The sequence below is a fragment of the Paraburkholderia sp. RL17-383-BIF-A genome (assembly GCF_046028015.1).
Taxonomy (GTDB): Bacteria; Pseudomonadota; Gammaproteobacteria; order Burkholderiales; family Burkholderiaceae; genus Paraburkholderia.
Genome location: NZ_JARESR010000031.1, coordinates 47,738 through 63,382 on the forward strand (window position 1 = coordinate 47,738; position 15,645 = coordinate 63,382).

12 protein-coding genes are annotated in these 15,645 nt (G+C 64.9%); 4 read left to right on the top strand and 8 right to left on the bottom strand.

What is annotated here, in order from left to right:
* Positions 1–328: 328 nt before the first annotated feature.
* On the bottom strand, positions 329–2,095 hold the full coding sequence (locus P0D71_RS28115; protein ID WP_408483146.1) for a peptidoglycan D,D-transpeptidase FtsI family protein: 1,767 nt from the start codon (positions 2,093–2,095) through the stop codon (positions 329–331).
* A 387-nt stretch (positions 2,096–2,482) separates the two neighbouring features.
* Positions 2,483–4,024: a methyl-accepting chemotaxis protein gene (locus tag P0D71_RS28120; RefSeq protein ID WP_091802911.1), complete on the bottom strand. Its 1,542-nt coding sequence runs from the start codon at positions 4,022–4,024 to the stop codon at positions 2,483–2,485.
* Between the two features lie 331 nt (positions 4,025–4,355).
* Here P0D71_RS28120 and P0D71_RS28125 point away from each other — a divergent pair, with 331 nt between their 5' ends.
* The 4 genes from P0D71_RS28125 (at position 4,356) to P0D71_RS28140 (ending at position 8,644) form a co-directional block, all read left to right on the top strand.
* The gene (locus P0D71_RS28125) at positions 4,356–4,544 is read left to right on the top strand and encodes a hypothetical protein (RefSeq protein ID WP_408483147.1); all 189 of its coding nucleotides are present in this window, start codon (positions 4,356–4,358) and stop codon (positions 4,542–4,544) included.
* Positions 4,545–4,628: 84 nt separating this feature from the next.
* Positions 4,629–6,401: a phosphoenolpyruvate mutase gene (gene aepX, locus P0D71_RS28130; protein ID WP_408483148.1), complete on the top strand. Its 1,773-nt coding sequence runs from the start codon at positions 4,629–4,631 to the stop codon at positions 6,399–6,401.
* Positions 6,398–7,561 (top strand): phosphonopyruvate decarboxylase, encoded by a 1,164-nt coding sequence (aepY, locus tag P0D71_RS28135; RefSeq protein ID WP_408483149.1) that lies wholly within the window; start codon positions 6,398–6,400, stop codon positions 7,559–7,561. The genes aepX and aepY overlap by 4 nt, the downstream gene beginning before the upstream one ends.
* A gap of 15 nt (positions 7,562–7,576) precedes the next feature.
* On the top strand, positions 7,577–8,644 hold the full coding sequence (locus tag P0D71_RS28140; RefSeq protein WP_091802901.1) for a 2-aminoethylphosphonate aminotransferase: 1,068 nt from the start codon (positions 7,577–7,579) through the stop codon (positions 8,642–8,644).
* A 33-nt stretch (positions 8,645–8,677) separates the two neighbouring features.
* On the opposite strand, the gene P0D71_RS28145 is transcribed toward P0D71_RS28140, so the two are convergent.
* The 6 genes from P0D71_RS28145 to P0D71_RS28170 form a co-directional block, all read right to left on the bottom strand.
* Positions 8,678–8,830: a hypothetical protein gene (locus tag P0D71_RS28145; protein WP_165614491.1), complete on the bottom strand. Its 153-nt coding sequence runs from the start codon at positions 8,828–8,830 to the stop codon at positions 8,678–8,680.
* A 101-nt stretch (positions 8,831–8,931) separates the two neighbouring features.
* Positions 8,932–9,636 (bottom strand): PIG-L deacetylase family protein, encoded by a 705-nt coding sequence (locus P0D71_RS28150; RefSeq protein WP_408483150.1) that lies wholly within the window; start codon positions 9,634–9,636, stop codon positions 8,932–8,934.
* 256 nt (positions 9,637–9,892) lie between these two features.
* Positions 9,893–11,413 carry a UdgX family uracil-DNA binding protein gene (locus tag P0D71_RS28155; protein WP_408483151.1) on the bottom strand — a complete coding sequence of 507 codons (1,521 nt, stop codon included), beginning with the start codon at positions 11,411–11,413 and terminating at the stop codon, positions 9,893–9,895.
* A gap of 138 nt (positions 11,414–11,551) precedes the next feature.
* Positions 11,552–12,139 carry a nucleotidyltransferase family protein gene (locus P0D71_RS28160; protein ID WP_408182297.1) on the bottom strand — a complete coding sequence of 196 codons (588 nt, stop codon included), beginning with the start codon at positions 12,137–12,139 and terminating at the stop codon, positions 11,552–11,554.
* A gap of 280 nt (positions 12,140–12,419) precedes the next feature.
* Positions 12,420–14,642, bottom strand: coding sequence for a xanthine dehydrogenase family protein molybdopterin-binding subunit (locus tag P0D71_RS28165; RefSeq protein ID WP_408483152.1), 2,223 nt, complete (start codon positions 14,640–14,642; stop codon positions 12,420–12,422).
* The gene (locus tag P0D71_RS28170) at positions 14,639–15,640 is read right to left on the bottom strand and encodes an FAD binding domain-containing protein (RefSeq protein ID WP_408182293.1); all 1,002 of its coding nucleotides are present in this window, start codon (positions 15,638–15,640) and stop codon (positions 14,639–14,641) included. The genes P0D71_RS28165 and P0D71_RS28170 overlap by 4 nt, the downstream gene beginning before the upstream one ends.
* Between the last annotated feature and the right edge of the window lie 5 nt (positions 15,641–15,645).

Below are 15,645 nucleotides of genomic sequence, written 5' to 3' on the forward strand. Positions count from 1 at the left end.
CCGGCGGCGATTGTGCGGCTGATTCGCCGGCGCATTCTGCAGAGATTGCGCGCCGCTTCGGCCCATCATTGCTTATGCCTGATCGCGCCGCAGGGCTTGCCGTCCGTGCGAAGGGACGGGGCGCGATGCGAGCTTCGCGCGAGGACTGCGTTTCCTGGGCCCCTGCCGCGCTACGAGCGGATCACGCCGTTGACCTCACCGCTCAACTCACGCCGCTCAATTCATACGGTCTTCCTCAGGCCATTCAGCTAACACCGCTCAATTCACCCCGTCTACCTCACGCCATTCAGCTAACGCCACTCAATTCATACGGTCTACCTCAGGCCATTCAGCTAACGCCGTTCACACCCACCGGCGCATCCGGCGGCACGCCGAGCAATTGCAACGCTCCGCCCGTCACGCCGCTGAACACCGGACCGGCCACCGTGCCGCCATAGAACGCCTTGCCCGCCGGGTCGTCGATCATGACCGCGACGATCAGCCGTGGATCGCTCATCGGCGCCATGCCGACGAACAGCGCGCGGTAGCGGTTTTTCGCGTAGCTCGCGCCGACCTGTTTGCGCGCCGTGCCGGTCTTGCCGCCGATCCGGTAGCCTTCCACCGTTGCCGCGCGGCCTGTGCCGCCCACGCCGGTCGCCATTTCCAGCATCGAGCGGATGGCGCGCGCGGTCGCCGGCGTCGTGACCGTGTGACCTTTTTTGTCCGTGGACTGCGCGGCGCCGGCTTCCGCTCCCGCCCCCGCTCCGTTGCGCAACAGACTCACGTGATGCATCGTGCCGTCGCCCGCATAGGCCGTGTAGACCTGCGCGATCTGCAGCAGCGAGGTGGAGAGTCCATAGCCATACGCCATGGTCGCCTGTTCGATCGGACGCCAGCGTTTATACGGACGCACCTTGCCCGACGCCACGCCCGGAAAGGTCAGCTCAGGGCGCAGGCCGAGCCCGTATTCCTGATACTTGGTCCAGATCGTCTCGGCCGGCAGATTCAGCGCGAGCTTGGCGAGCGCGATGTTGCTCGACTTCTGCACCGCTTCGGCGACCGTCATCGCGCCGTGATTCGAGGTGTCGTGGATCACGGCCGGCCCGATCTTGTACCAGCCCGGCGCGGTATCGATGATGCTCTGCGGCCGCACCTTGCCCGCGTCGATCGACAGCGCGACGACCACCGGCTTGATCGTCGAGCCGGGCTCGAAGGTGTCGACCACCGCGCGATTGCGCAATTGACGGCCAGTCAGGCGGGCGCGGTCGTTCGGATCGAAGCTCGGATAATTGGCGAGCGCCAGAATTTCGCCATTGCGCGCATCGAGCACCACCACGCTGCCCGCCTCCGCGTGATGTTTGGCAATGGCTTCCTTCAACTGCGCGTAAGCGAGCTGCTGAATCCGCCGGTCGATCGTGAGGTGGATGGTGTCGCCGTTCTGCGCGGGCACGAGCGGCCGGGTCTCGGACACCACGCGGCCCAGACGGTCGCGGATCACTTCACGCTGGCCGGGCACGCCGAGCAGCTGCTCGTTGGCGGCGAGCTCGACGCCTTCCTGGCCGTTGTCCTCGACATCCGTGAAACCGACTACGTGCGCCGCCGATTCGCCTTCGGGGTAGAACCGCTTCGAATCCGCGATCTGCGTGATGCCGGCAAGGCCCAGTTTGGACAGATGTCCGGCGGTCTCGGCATCCACCTGCCGCTTGAGCAGAACGAAGGTCTTGTCGCCGTTCAGACGCCTGCGCAGCTCCGCGAGTGGCAGATCGAGCAGCTTGGAGAGCGGCGCGACCGCTGCTTCGTCGATCAGTTTGGGCGAGGCCCAGATTTCATAGGTCGCGAGGCTGACGGCGAGCATCGAGCCGTTGCGATCGACGATCCGCCCGCGTGTCGCGTCGAGTTCGAGGGTACGCTGGTAGCGTTTCTGGCCCTGATCGACGTAGAACTCCTGGTTCACCACCTGCACCCAGAACGCGCGCCCCGCCAGCGAGGCAAACGCGCCGAACACCAGCAGGACGATGAATTTCGAACGCCACATGGGCAGGCGCGCGGCCAGCAACTGGTTCTTCGCGACGGGCGCGTAGGGATCGTGAGACTGGGATTTCTTCTTGTGGATCATTGGGTGCGGATATCGAACAGCTCGATTAACTTGTGCCGCGTGGATCAGCGGCAATGAATACTTTGGGTGGCTGGCGCAATCGCCCCGGCAACCGATGTCGCTCCAATTGTAATAAGAACGTAATCTGTATGCGAGGTTCATGCAAGCTGATATTCGTTGGGTACGATGTCGCGGAGGGCGCCGCCGCCGAGGGCCGCGTGCCGAGTGCCGCAAACGGGCAGGGGCAGGGGCATAAAAAAAGCCGCGCGGACTTGAAAATCCGCGCGGCTGTTTCGTTCGATTAATGCGTCGACTCCGACGCGGCGTGTTAAAGAGGCGCTCCCTGCCTGTTGAGCGCCTTCTTTTTTATGTGCCTGCTTGTGTCGTTCCCGGGTGGTCCGACAATGCTCAGGCCGGCAGCGAGAAGCTCGAAATCGCTTCGCGCAGCACCCCCACCTGGTCCTTAAGCGAATGCGCGGCAGCCGCGGCCTGTTCGACCAGCGCCGCATTCTGTTGCGTGACCTGGTCCATTTCGCCCACTGCACGATTGACCTGCTCGATGCCCGCGCTCTGTTCGCGCGAGGCGTTGCTGATCTCTTCGAGAATCTCGTTCACGCGACGCACCGACTGCACGATCTCGCCCATCGTCGAACCGGCGTTGGCGACCAGTGATGCGCCGGCTTCGACCGTATCGGTCGAGGTCTCGATCAAGGCCTTGATTTCCTTTGCCGCCGTGGCCGAGCGTTGCGCGAGGCTGCGCACTTCGGCTGCGACCACCGCGAAGCCGCGTCCCTGTTCGCCCGCACGAGCCGCTTCCACGGCCGCGTTGAGCGCAAGAATGTTGGTCTGGAAAGCGATGCCGTCGATCACGCCGATAATGTCGCCGATCTGCCGCGAGCTGGTGGTGATTTCGCCCATTGTGCGCACCACGTCGTCGACCACGCGGCTGCCGCGCGTGGCGACGTCCGCGGCCTGGCCGGCGAGGTGCGCGGCCTGCTGCGCGCTGTCCGCGTTCTGCTTCACGTTGACCGTCATCTGGTCCATGCTCGACGCGGTTTCGACGAGCGCGGCGGCCTGTTCTTCGGTGCGCTGCGAGAGATCCGTGTTGCCGGCGGCAATTTCGGTCGCGCCGATATTGATGTTTTCCGTGCCGAGGCGCACGCGCGACACGGTCTCGACGAGACCGGCCTGCATCGTCTGGAGCGCGTGCAGCAGGCTGCCGGCGCTGTCCGGCTGGACCGGCACGCGCGTGGCGAGGTTGCCGCGCGCCATCAGTTGCGCGTGCTCCACGGCGGCTTCGAGATCGCCGCCGAGCGAGCGGCGAATGCTGCGCAGCACCAGCAGCATGACAGCGGTGGCGATCGCGCCGAGCGTGACGGTGATCACGAGCCAGCGCAGCAGATTGGCATAGAACGCGCTCTGTACGTCGTCCATATACATGCCGGTGACGATATACCAGTCCCACGGGACGAAGTGCAGCGAGTAGCTGGTTTTGGCCACCGGCTTATCGTTGCCCGGCTTGGCCCACAGATAGTCGACGAAGCCGCCGCCCTCGCGATTGCCCGCGGTGACGATATCGGTAAACAGATGGTTGCCCGCCGGATCGACGAACTGCCCGAGGTTCTTGCCGACCATTTCCGGCTTGAACGGGTGCATCAGCATGACCGGCTGCGAATCGTTGACGGAGATGTAGCCGTCCTTGCCGTAGCGCATGGCCGCCAGTGTGGCGAGCGCCTGCTTTCTGGCTTCGTCTTCGCTGAGGGTGTGCTGTTGTGCGAGTGTGTAGTAGCGGCCGACGATATGGTTGGCCTGGTCGATCAGCGCTTGCAACTGATCGCGGCGGTCCGAAATCATCGAGGCGCGGTTTTGCCATGCGCCGAAGCCGCCGATCAGGATCAGGCCGATCCAGAGGACGGCGATCATCGACGCCAGTTTCTTGTTCAAAGTCATAGCGGTTTTTGCTTTCGCACAGTGGTCGGTCAGGTTGGGGTTCGCTAGCGGCGAGTGGCTTGTCGCTGACTGTGTTTACGGCGCGGCGGCAGCGACTGCGCAGGGCAGGGGAAACCCGCTGTCAGGCATCCTTATTTGTCTGACTAAAAAGAGTCTTTACAGGCTGGATGGCATTTTTATGCAGCGATTCGCAGTGGCCCGTTTATTTTACTGATTCAATCGGGCTTTCCCTGTATTGCCAAATAAAAATGCGGATTTTATTGAGTCGATATTAATAGTTAAGGCGTTCGGTAAATAAATGCGGAATATCGGAAGTCTCAAGATCGCCACAATGGGTTATCGACAAAAACGACCCGGCGCATTGCCTGTCTGCTTCCTGGCAAGCGGTTGCGTCATGATTCCACAAAACGCCAATAAAATCCAAGCCAACGGCGTATTACCTCGGTTGCAAAAAACGACACATTTTTCCACTTATCCGCAAATGGAGAAAACCGCAGTCGTGGAAAAGACGAATAAATAAAAATTCCGCTATAGTCGCCATTTTCCAGTCGCCAGTCGGGCAAAAGAAGAGCACCAATAAGCCCGCCACCAGGAGTACAAAAAAATGAATGCCCGCGAACCTGCTTTCGTCTCCGCTTCCCGTAGTGCGCGCCTGCGCCAGATGCTCGTCAGCAACGAACTCGAATTCATGATGGAGGCCCATAACGGCCTGTCCGCGCGGATCGTCCGCGAAGCCGGTTTCAAGGCGATCTGGGGCTCGGGCCTCGCGATCTCCGCGCAATACGGCGTGCGCGACAACAACGAAGCAAGCTGGACGCAAGTCGTCGACACCCTCGAATTCATGGCCGACGCGAGCGACCTGCCGATCCTGCTCGACGGCGACACCGGCTACGGCAACTTCAACAACGTGCGCCGACTCGTGCGCAAGCTCGAACAGCGCGGCATTGCCGGCGTGTGTATCGAAGACAAGCAATTCCCCAAGACCAACAGCTTCATCAACGGCGAAGCGCAGCCGCTCGCCGATATGGACGAGTTCTGCGGCAAGATCAAAGCCGGTAAGGACTCGCAGTCCGATGAAAACTTTTCGATCGTCGCGCGTGTTGAGGCGTTGATCGCCGGCTGGGGTATGGACGAGGCGCTGCGCCGAGCGGAAGCCTACCGGCAGGCCGGCGCGGATGCGATCCTGATTCACAGCAAGCTCTCGCGTCCCGACGAAATTCTCGAATTCGCGCGCGAATGGGCCGGCCGCGGTCCGCTCGTGATCGTGCCGACCAAGTACTACAGCACGCCGACCGAAGTGTTCCGCGAAGCCGGCATCAGCACGGTGATCTGGGCGAACCATCTGATTCGCGCGGCGACCTCGGCCATGCAGGCGGTCGCCAAGGAAATTCACGCGAACGAAACGCTCGTCAACGTCGAAGACAGCATCGCCGCCGTCAACGAAATCTTCCGCCTGCAAGATGCCGACGAATACTCGGAAGCCGAAGACCGCTACCTGTCGAGCGGCCGCGCGGCCGGCTCCGCGGTCGTGCTCGCGGCAAGCCGCGGCAAGGGTCTCGAAGCCGTTACCGAAGACCGTCCGAAAGTCATGCTGCCGATCGCCGGCAAGCCGCTGCTGCGCTGGCTCGTCGATGCCTTCAAGAAGCAGGGTGTGAACGACATCACCGTGGTCGGCGGTTATCGCGCCGACGCGATCGACACAGCCGGTATCAAGCTCGTCGTGAATGAACAGCACGCGCAATCCGGCGAGCTCGCGTCGCTCGCCTGCGCGGTCGACAAACTCGCCGGCGACACGGTCGTCTCGTATGGCGATCTGCTGTTCCGCAGCTATATCCTGCGCGATCTGGTGGAGAGCGACGCGGCGTTCAGCGTGGTGGTCGATTCGTCGCTGACCGACGCGGAAAACGCCAGCGTGCGGGATTTCGCATGGTGCTCGGCGGCCGACGACCGCGGCCTGTTCGGCAACAAGGTCGTGCTGCGTCACGTGTCGAGCGGGCAGGACGCTGCTTCGTCGATCGCGTCGCAAACGCCGCATGGCCGCTGGGTCGGACTGCTGAACGTGCGCGGCGAAGGCCGTGAGCGCTTGCAGGCGGTCATGCGCCAGTTGCAGGCGCGACCGGATTTCGCGTCGCTCGATATGCCCGCGTTGCTGAACGCGCTGATCGAAGCGGGCGAATCGATCGAAGTGCAATACGTGCACGGCCACTGGCGCGGCGTGAACGATCTCGAGGACTTCCGTCGTGCGGGCGACTTCGCGCATGCACAAGCGCCGTTCGCGGCCGCGGTCGGTGACTCGGCGAACAGCGCGGCGCATAGTGCGGAAAATCATGCGGCAAGCAGCGCAGCAACGGGCGCAGCGAGGGGAGCGGCGCAATGATCGAGGCGGCACAGTTCGTCGAGGCGGCGCGCGAGCGCGGCTTCGACTGGTATGCGGGCGTACCGTGTTCGTATCTGACGCCGTTCATCAACTACGTGTTGCAGGACGAGTCGCTGCATTACGTATCGGTGGCCAACGAGGGCGACGCCGTCGCCCTGATCGCGGGTGTCACGCTCGGCGCGCGCAACGGCCGGCGCGGCATCACCATGATGCAGAACTCTGGACTCGGCAACGCCGTGAGCCCGTTGACGTCGCTCACGTGGACCTTCCGTCTGCCGCAATTGCTGATCGTTACGTGGCGCGGCCAGCCCGATGTCGCCGACGAACCGCAGCACGCGCTGATGGGTCCGATCACACCGGCCATGCTCGACACGATGGAGATTCCCTGGGAAACATTCCCGACCGAAGCCGACGCAATCGGCCCGGCTCTCGATCGCGCCATCGCGCATATGGATGAAACCGGCCGCCCGTATGCGTTGGTAATGCAAAAAGGCAGCGTGGCGCCGTACGAGTTGAAGGACAGCGGCGCGAGCGAGCGCCGCGTGCCCGTTGCGCCGCAGTCGCGGTTCGCGAATCTCGCGGCGAGTGACCTCGCTTCGCGTCACGATGCTTTGAAAAAGGTGATCGCGCACACGCCGCTCGAATCGACGGTGGTGCTCGCCTCGACCGGATTTTGCGGGCGCGAACTGTACGCGATCGACGACCGTCCGAACCAGTTGTACATGGTCGGCTCGATGGGTTGCGTGACGCCGTTCGCGCTGGGTCTCGCGCTCGCGCGTCCCGATCTGCATGTGGTCGCGCTCGACGGCGACGGCGCCGCGCTCATGCGCATGGGCGCGTTCGCGACCCTCGGCGCATACGGGCCGTCGAATCTCACGCACGTGCTGCTCGATAACGGCGCGCATGACTCCACGGGCGGTCAGGCGACGGTGTCGTCGCAGGTTTCGTTTGCGGGCGTCGCCGCGGCGTGCGGTTACGCATCGGCGCTCGAAAGCGACGACGCGGCCGTGATCGACGACCTGTTCGAAGCGGCGCCGCTCGACGGTCCGCGTTTCGTGCGTCTGGCCATTCGCCGCGGCACGCCCGACGGGCTGCCGCGTCCCACCATTACTCCGCCGGATGTGAAGACGCGTCTCATGCGCCACATCGGCGCCGCTTGAAGTCAAGGAGCGCCCATGCTGCTACTCAATCCCGGTCCGGTGACGCTCACCGAACGCGTTCGCAACAGCCTGTTGCAGACGGATCTGTGCCATCGCGAAAGCGAGTTTTTCGATTTGCAGGAAGAGGCCCGCACGCGTCTGGTCGATCTGTACGGCCTCGATGCCGGCGAATGGCAAGCGGTCCTGATGACTGGCTCAGGCACGGCGGCGGTCGAAAGCATGACCGCGGCGCTGGTGCCGCAGAACGGCAAGCTGCTCGTGGTGGAAAACGGCGTGTACGGCGAGCGTATTTCGCAGATCGCCACGCAGTACGGGATCGCGCATGAATCGCTGAAGCACGACTGGATGCAGGCGCCCGACCTCGCGAAGATCGCCGAACGCCTCGACGCGGACAAGGCGTTCACGCACGTCGCCGTGATCCATCACGAAACCACGACGGGCCGCCTGAACGATCTGGCCGCGCTCGGCGCGTTGTGCCGCGAACGGGGGCTGCGTTTACTGGTGGACGGCGTCAGCAGCTTCGGCGCGGAATCGATCGATTTCACCGACACGAGTCTCGACGCGGTGGCGGCCACGGCGAACAAGTGCCTGCATGGCGTGCCGGGCGCGTCGTTCGTGCTGGTGCGCCGCGCGGCGCTCGGAGAGGCGGCGAGCCGCACGTACTACCTCGATCTCGGACGTCTTGCGCGTTTGCAGGATCAGCGCAACACGCCGTTCACGCCTTCCGTGCATGCGTACTACGCGCTTGTCGAAGCGCTGCGCGAACTCGCCGACGAAGGCGGCTGGCGCGCACGTCATGCGCGCTACGCGGCGCTCGCCGAACAGGCGCGCGCGGGGCTTGCCGAGCGCGGCATCGGCAGCGTGTTGCCGCCGGAGCAATCGTCGGTGGTGCTGCGCGCGTACCGTCTGCCGGCCGGCGTCGCTTATCCGCAACTGCACGACGCGCTCAAGGCGCGCGGCTTCGTCATCTACGCGGGGCAGGGCGGTTTGTCGGCGGAGCTGTTCCGCATCTCGACGATGGGCAACATTCACGCCGCCGACATCGACCGTCTGTTGCAAGGCTTTAGCGAACTGACGCGTTGATTCGCGCTTCCGGTTGCTGGCCGCGCAACGCGGTCACACCGGATCTTTGTCCGGCGGCCCATCGGGCCGCTGCGGTTCTTCGGTATGGTGGCCGGGTGACGGCGGCACCAGCGGATCGGCTTCCGGGTCGCGGTTCGGATCGGCATTGGGATCGGGAATCGGGCTGGTATGCATGTCGTAGCTCATGACGGCACCTTTGGCTGGAGAAGAGGACGGTACGGGCGGCGAGGTCGAACCCACGCCGGCCGCTCTTTTCAAGCGTAGACGTTTCCGGCGCGCCGCGTCTCTTACTTTTTCACACGACGGCCCACGCTGAGCTGCCAGTAACGCTCGGTGGCGAAAATGTCGTCGTAATTGCCCGCGCCGAATGCGCGCAACTGGCTTTCGTAAGCGTTGACGGCTTCGCGTTTGAGTTGCGCGCGGCGTTGTGGATCGATCGTATAGCTGGCGCTCGGCTGGGCCGGTGTCGCGACAATGCCGCGCTGCGCAAGATCGGCGAGCCGCGCCTGCACCACGCCGGGCGTGCGGCGGTGAATCGCTTCCTCGTAGCCGAACCAGGTCAGATGCGACAGGCGCGGCAGGATTTCGCAGCAGGCCTCGAACACCCGCACGTGGTCGTCGTGATACAGGCCGAGCGGCATGAGCAGCGTATTCGCGGTCGTGCGGTAGATGGTTTCTTCGAGCGCCGCCGCCAGTTTGCCGATCGATGGCGAGTCCAAATACTGGCTGTCGCGAAACGGCATGCGCAGCGGAATCGCGTCGAGCACTTCGAGTGCGCGGTTGTCTTCCAGCGTGCGCTCGTGAATGGCCTGATGGGCGTCGTTGAAGCCCGACCGGGCGTCCCATTCGGTATGCATCGGCTGCTCGGGCGGCGCGGCGAACACTGTGCAGACCGCGGCGTCGGGATGCGCGGCGAGCAACGCGCCGCAGCTGAAAACGGCGTCGTCGAAATGGGGCGAGACGATGAAAAGGCGCGGGCTGGTTTCGCTCATGGGACGTGTGATGGGTTCGCGACGCGCGGGCTGTGATGAGGTTGGCCGACTGTGCCCCGAGCGTCCCGCTGGTGCGCGGGAAAACGCGGCGTCACATCAGCTTAGGCGGAATCGGCGGGGCTTGCGCGGCGCTTTTGTGGGGCGCAAGTGGCGTGCCTGACCACGCACATGTGATTGATAAGACGCCTTAAGGAGTCACATGTGAGCGCTTAAGCTGATTTTCTGTATTGGAAAATCGTCTGGCCAGGCGCGAACGCTATGCCCCTTCGGCCACCAGCGCCGCCGCGCGACTGAACGCCGCCACCATCCCCGCGACGATATCCTCGCGCAACCGGGCGTCAACCGTCTTCAACGCATACGATGGGTGCCACGTCGGCACGATCAGCCGCCCGCCGTGATCGATGGTCTGCCCCAGATATTCCGATAGATTGACGTGCGCACCGGTCAGCGCCTTCAGCGCGGTCGCGCCGAGCGTAACGACCACTCGCGGCGCGACCTGCGCAAGCTCTTGCTCCAGCCAATACTGGCAAGCCTCGACCTCGCGCAGCGCGGGTGTGCGGTGCACGCGCTGCTGATCGAGCGTTTCCCACTTGTAGTGCTTGACGGCATAGGTCAGATACAGCGCAGCGCGTTCGAGTCCGGCGCGCGCGAGCACGGTGTCCAGCAACTGACCGGCGGGGCCGGTGAAGGGCTCGCCGGTCTGGTTCTCATGCTCACCGGGTTGTTCGCCGACCACCATGATCGCCGCCTGAGCGGGACCGGTGCCCGCGACGGCCTGCTTCGCGTTGCGCCACAACGCGCAGCGCCGGCAGGTGGTTAGCGGACCGGTCGGCTCGCGCAACGGTGGCGCGATCGCCGAATATTCAATGGGCGGCATGTCCGGGACGGTGACGGTGCCGCTCTGCGCGCCGATACGGCTGCGCTCGCGTGCGAGGTGCGCGGGCAGCGGCGGGCCCGCGGGCGGGGTTCTCCAGTAGCGCAGTGGCACGGGCGCCGGCGCGCCGTTGAAGACGCTGGTGTAATACGCGAGCCAGAGCGCCTCGGTGGGTTCGCTGGTCGTGGCTTCGCCGGCCATGGCGCCCGGTGGCAACATCTGCATGGCTGGCGAGTGCTGCCGGCTCGCGGAGAGAGGGTGCTCGCCGTTATCCGCCGACGGCCGGTCGATTCGCAGCAGCATGCCGTTCCAGAACGCCGCGCCTTGTGGCGTCGCCAGCATCCACGTGGAATCGCCCATCCGCTCGGCGAAGCGTGCGGCGGCGCGCTCCAGCAGATCATGATGCGGCTCGTACCAGCCGACGAATTCCGGCAGGCCCATGGACGGATCGCGCCGCCTGAACAGGGTGAGCAGTAGTAGATCGTCGGTTTCGTGCTCCACGGAGCGAATACGCTGATCTAGCAGCGCGCCGTCGTGGTCCAGCAGATCGAGGACGTGGCGCTCGCCGCGCGTCCAACGCCACAGAATGCGGTAGAGCAAGGACCAGCGGTCCGGGGCGCGGAAGCAGGCCGCGGTTTTCAGCCGGGCGAGCAGTTCACGAGGAACGGCGGGAGCGGCGACCGCCGGAGTGGTGGCGGGGCTATCCGGAACATTGGGGGTGTGAGTGTCGGCATTGGTCGAAAGGCTCGAATTGCCCGAATGGCTCGAATTGCTTGAATGGCTCGAAGCGTCCGAATCACACTCGACCCATTCGATCCGCGCCGGCTCGACCTCTTGCAGCAGTAACTCCCGCGCCGCGCGGCGCCACGCGGCGAAAGTCGGTTCGATAGAAATGCGTTTCATGCGGGCGCGCCGCGGCCATGCGCAACGTAAAGCGCCAACCCTCGCGGACAAAATACTGTATGAATGTACAGTATGCGCCTGAACGCCCGTCCGGATCAAGCCTGCCGCGTCACAACGACCCCGGCCGGGGCGTCACGCCTAGACGTCGCGTAAATCCTCGGGCGTATCGACATCGCGCAAAATGCCCGCATCGTCGACATCCAATCGCGTCACCCGTTGCGACATGAACAACGACTTTGCGCCGGTATCGCCATCGAGCGCTAGCAGCGCGTCGCGATGCTCGATGCCGAAGCCGACCGGATGCCCCCGCTGCCCCTGATAAAACGGCGCGACCAGCGACGCACCGCCGTCGAGCGCGCGCGCCACCTCTTCGATCGTTGAAGTGGCGATGCGCGGCATGTCGGCGAGCGCGACGATCCAGCCCTCAGCGCCTTCGCTTGCCTCGATGCCGGCCGCGAGGCTCGCGCCCATGCCGCGTTCGGCATCGCGCGCGAACACCACGTCGCAACCGGCGTCGTTGAGCAGCCGCGCGAGCGCGTCCGAACCCGGCCGCACCACGGCCAGCACCCGCGTCACGACCCGCAGCAGCCGATGCGCGGATTCATGCGCGACCGGGGTGCCGTCAGGCATACGTGCAAGCAGTTTATTGTGCAGGCCGTCCGGGTCGAAGCGCGAACCGAAGCCGGCGGCGAGCAACACGCCAGTGGCGAGCGAGGCGTAGGCCATGGACGGACACCGGGAGCAAAAGATGAGATCGATTGTGCGATGCAACGCAGCTGTAGGCAAGCGCCAATGCGTATGCATGGCGCTTGCTGTTCGATATCGCGATGCGTTTGCATAACTTGGCGACGTCGATCGAAACGAATCGGCGTCACCATGAAACGCATCGGCGTATGCGAACGCATTGGCGCACGCCAACGTAACGGCGCACGCGAACGCGACGGCCAGCGCGGACGCAAAGGCCCACGCAAAGGCCGACGCAAAGACCCACGCGAAGACCCACGCATCACACCTGCATCGTGCCCATCACCTTGTCCCGCGTAATGGGCAGATCGCGCACGCGCACGCCGGTGGCGTGATACACCGCGTTCGCAATCGCCGCCGGCACGCCCGTAATGCCGATCTCGCCGATGCCGCGTACCCCGAGCGAGTTGATATACGGATCCGGCCGGTCGATAAAGGTAATGTCGAGCGAACCGATATCGGCATTCACCGGCACGTGATATTCCGCGAGATTCGCATTGGTGAAGCGGCCATAGCGCGTGTCGACCGAAGTCTCTTCCTGCAGCGCCGCCCCGACACCCCACACGATGCCGCCCATCAACTGGCTGCGCGCCGTCTTCTGGTTGAGCACGCGCCCCACGTCGTACACGGCCACCACGCGCGGTACCCGGATCGTGCCGAGGTCGGCATCCACATGCACCTCCACGAATACCGCACCGAACGAGTGAAACGAGTACCTCTGCTTTTCGTCGCCGGGCTTGACGGTCGCGATCGCCTCGATCGGCTTGCCGCCCGAGCGCGCGATGATCGCCGCCGCCGGATCGCGCTTGCCCGGTTGCGAGCGGCTCGTCACCCAGCCGTTTTCCACGGTGATGTCGTCGAGCGCGATGCCGTGTACGGGCGAAGCCTGATCGGCGAGCGCCAGCGCGATCAACTGGCTGCGCGCCTGGCTCGCCGCGTCGCGCACGGCCGGTGAAACGCTCGCCGCCGATTGCGATCCACCAGACACCGGCGCTCGCGGCAAGGACGAATCGCCGAGCGCGAAGTGGATGTTTTCCGGCGCGAAGCCGAGCGCGTCGGCGGCCACCTGGGTCATCACGGTGTAGGTGCCGGTGCCGATATCCTGCGTGCCGGATGCGACCATCGCAGTGCCGTCGGGCAAGATCCGCGCAATGGCGCTGGCTTCGCTGCGATTGGCCGGATAGGTCGCGGTGGCCATGCCCATGCCGATCAGCGTGCCGCCGTTGCGCATCGAGCGAGGCTCGCTCGTGCGCCGCGACCAGCCGAATTTCTCGGCGCCGATCTGATAACACTCGCGCAAGGACTTGCCCGACCACGGCTTGTTTTCCTGCGGATCGGCCTCGGCGTAATTCTTCAGGCGCAGCGCGAGCGGGTCCATGTGCAAGGCGACGGCGAGTTCGTCCATCGCGGACTCGAGCGCGAACGACCCGGTCGTTTCGCCCGGCGCGCGCATGAAGGTCGGCGTGCCGAGATTGAGCGGCACGATGCGGTGCGTGGTCACCTGATTGGGTACCGCGTACAGCATGCGCGTGACCATGCAGCAGGTCTCGGTCCAGTCTTCGATCACCGAAGTGTTCGAGAGGCTGTCGTGACGCATCGCGGTCAGCGTGCCGTCGCGTCGCGCCGCGAGCACGAAGTGCTGCTCGGTGTGCGGACGCGCGCCGACCGGGCCGAACATCTGCGGCCGTTCGAGCACGAGCCGCACGGGGCGCCCGGTCTGTTTCGCCGCCATCGCGCACAACGACACATGCGACCACGACGAACCCTTGCAACCGAAACCGCCGCCGACGAACGGCGAAATCACGCGCACGTCGGCGGGTGACATGCCGAGCGTCTTCGCGACCGCCTGCGCCGCGCTGCTAACGCCTTGGGTCGAATCGTAGAGCGTGAGCTGCGGACCGTCCCAGCGCGCCATCGTGGCGTGCGGCTCCATCGGGTTGTGATGTTCGATCGGCGTGGTATAGGTCGCGTTGACGTGCACCGTGCCGCTTTGCATGCCGTCGTCGAAGCTGCCGCGTTGCGTGTCGGTTTGCCGGCCTTGCGGCCTGTCGGGTACGTGCGCGTTCGGTTTGGCTTGCGCGAAGTCCGTGACCGCGGCGCCGCTCTGATAGGTGATGCGCAACTGGCGCGCGGCGTCGGTGGCATGTTCGAGCGTGTCGGCCACCACCACGGCGACCGGCTCGTTGCTGTAATGAACCTCGTTGTCCTGAAGCAGCGACAGGCGGCGTCCGGCGGGTGGCGCCAACGCGGGCTTGCCGCCATTGGGCAAGCGCGGCGCGTTCTGATACGTCATGACGAGCAGCACGCCGGGCAGCGCCTGTGCGCGGCTCGCGTCGATCGAGGCAATGGTGCCGCGCGCGATCGTGCTCGTGACGAGCACCGCATGCGCAAGACGCGCCTCGGGAAATTCGGCGGCATAGCGCGCTTCGCCGGTGACTTTGAGCAGACCGTCGGTGCGGTCGAACGGTCGACCGATCAGATTCATGCGACACCTCCCGCGCGGCCGGCGGCCTGATTCACGGCGCGCACGATCGCGCGCTGCGCGAGCTGCACCTTGAAGCGATTGTCGTGTTGCGGCCGGGCCTCGCGTAACGCGGCCGCGGCGGCGTTCTTCAGCGTGGCTTGCGTGAGCGGCTGGCCATTGAGCATCTGCTCCGCCGCGCTCGCGCGCCACGGCTTGTGTGCCACGCCGCCTAACGCGATACGCGCGGTCCTCACGCGGTCGCCGTCCATCTGCAACGCGGCGGCAACGGAGACCAGCGCGAATGCGTAACTGGCCCGGTCACGCACTTTGAGGTAATGGGAGTTCGCGCTGAAGAGCGGCGGCGGCAGATCGACGGCGGTAATCAGTTCGCCAGGCTGCAAGGTCGTATCGACATCGGGCCGCTCGCCAGGCAGCCGGTGGAAATCGGCGAACGCAATGATCCGCTCGCCCGCGGGACCGCTCACGCGTACCACGGCGTCGAGCGCGGCCAGCGCCACGCTCATATCCGACGGATTCACCGCAATGCATTGGGGACTCGCGCCGAGAATCGCATGCGTGCGATTGTGGCCGTCGAGCGCCGCGCAGCCGCTGCCCGGCATGCGCTTGTTGCACTGCGTGAAGGCCGTGTCGTAGAAGTAGCCGCAACGGGTGCGTTGCAGCAGATTGCCGCCTACGGTCGCCATATTGCGCAACTGCGACGACGCGCCCGACAAAAATGCTTGCGTGAGCAACGGGTATTGTTCGCGCACCAGCGCGTGGTTGGCGGCATCGCTATTGCGTACCAGCGCGCCGATCCGGACGCCGCCATCGGGCAGTGTCGTGACCGTATCGAGGCCGCTGATATGCGTGATATCGATCAGCCGCACCGGCCGCGCTACGCCGCCCTTCATCAGATCGAGCAGGTTGGTGCCGCCGCCGATGAACACCGCGCCCGGTTGCTGAGCCGCCCGCACTGCACCGGCGACGTCGCCGGCGCGCTCGTAAGAGATCGCATCCATGCTGT

Coding starts and splice junctions, on each gene's coding strand:
- aepY (WP_408483149.1), top strand. CDS start 6,398: ATGATCGAGGCGGCACAGTTCGTCGAGGCGGCGCGCGAGCGCGGCTTC.
- P0D71_RS28150 (WP_408483150.1), bottom strand. CDS start 9,636: ATGAGCGAAACCAGCCCGCGCCTTTTCATCGTCTCGCCCCATTTCGAC.
- P0D71_RS28140 (WP_091802901.1), top strand. CDS start 7,577: ATGCTGCTACTCAATCCCGGTCCGGTGACGCTCACCGAACGCGTTCGC.
- P0D71_RS28145 (WP_165614491.1), bottom strand. CDS start 8,830: ATGAGCTACGACATGCATACCAGCCCGATTCCCGATCCCAATGCCGAT.
- P0D71_RS28120 (WP_091802911.1), bottom strand. CDS start 4,024: ATGACTTTGAACAAGAAACTGGCGTCGATGATCGCCGTCCTCTGGATC.
- P0D71_RS28160 (WP_408182297.1), bottom strand. CDS start 12,139: ATGGCCTACGCCTCGCTCGCCACTGGCGTGTTGCTCGCCGCCGGCTTC.
- P0D71_RS28115 (WP_408483146.1), bottom strand. CDS start 2,095: ATGATCCACAAGAAGAAATCCCAGTCTCACGATCCCTACGCGCCCGTC.
- P0D71_RS28125 (WP_408483147.1), top strand. CDS start 4,356: ATGGGTTATCGACAAAAACGACCCGGCGCATTGCCTGTCTGCTTCCTG.
- P0D71_RS28170 (WP_408182293.1), bottom strand. CDS start 15,640: ATGGATGCGATCTCTTACGAGCGCGCCGGCGACGTCGCCGGTGCAGTG.
- P0D71_RS28165 (WP_408483152.1), bottom strand. CDS start 14,642: ATGAATCTGATCGGTCGACCGTTCGACCGCACCGACGGTCTGCTCAAA.
- aepX (WP_408483148.1), top strand. CDS start 4,629: ATGAATGCCCGCGAACCTGCTTTCGTCTCCGCTTCCCGTAGTGCGCGC.
- P0D71_RS28155 (WP_408483151.1), bottom strand. CDS start 11,413: ATGAAACGCATTTCTATCGAACCGACTTTCGCCGCGTGGCGCCGCGCG.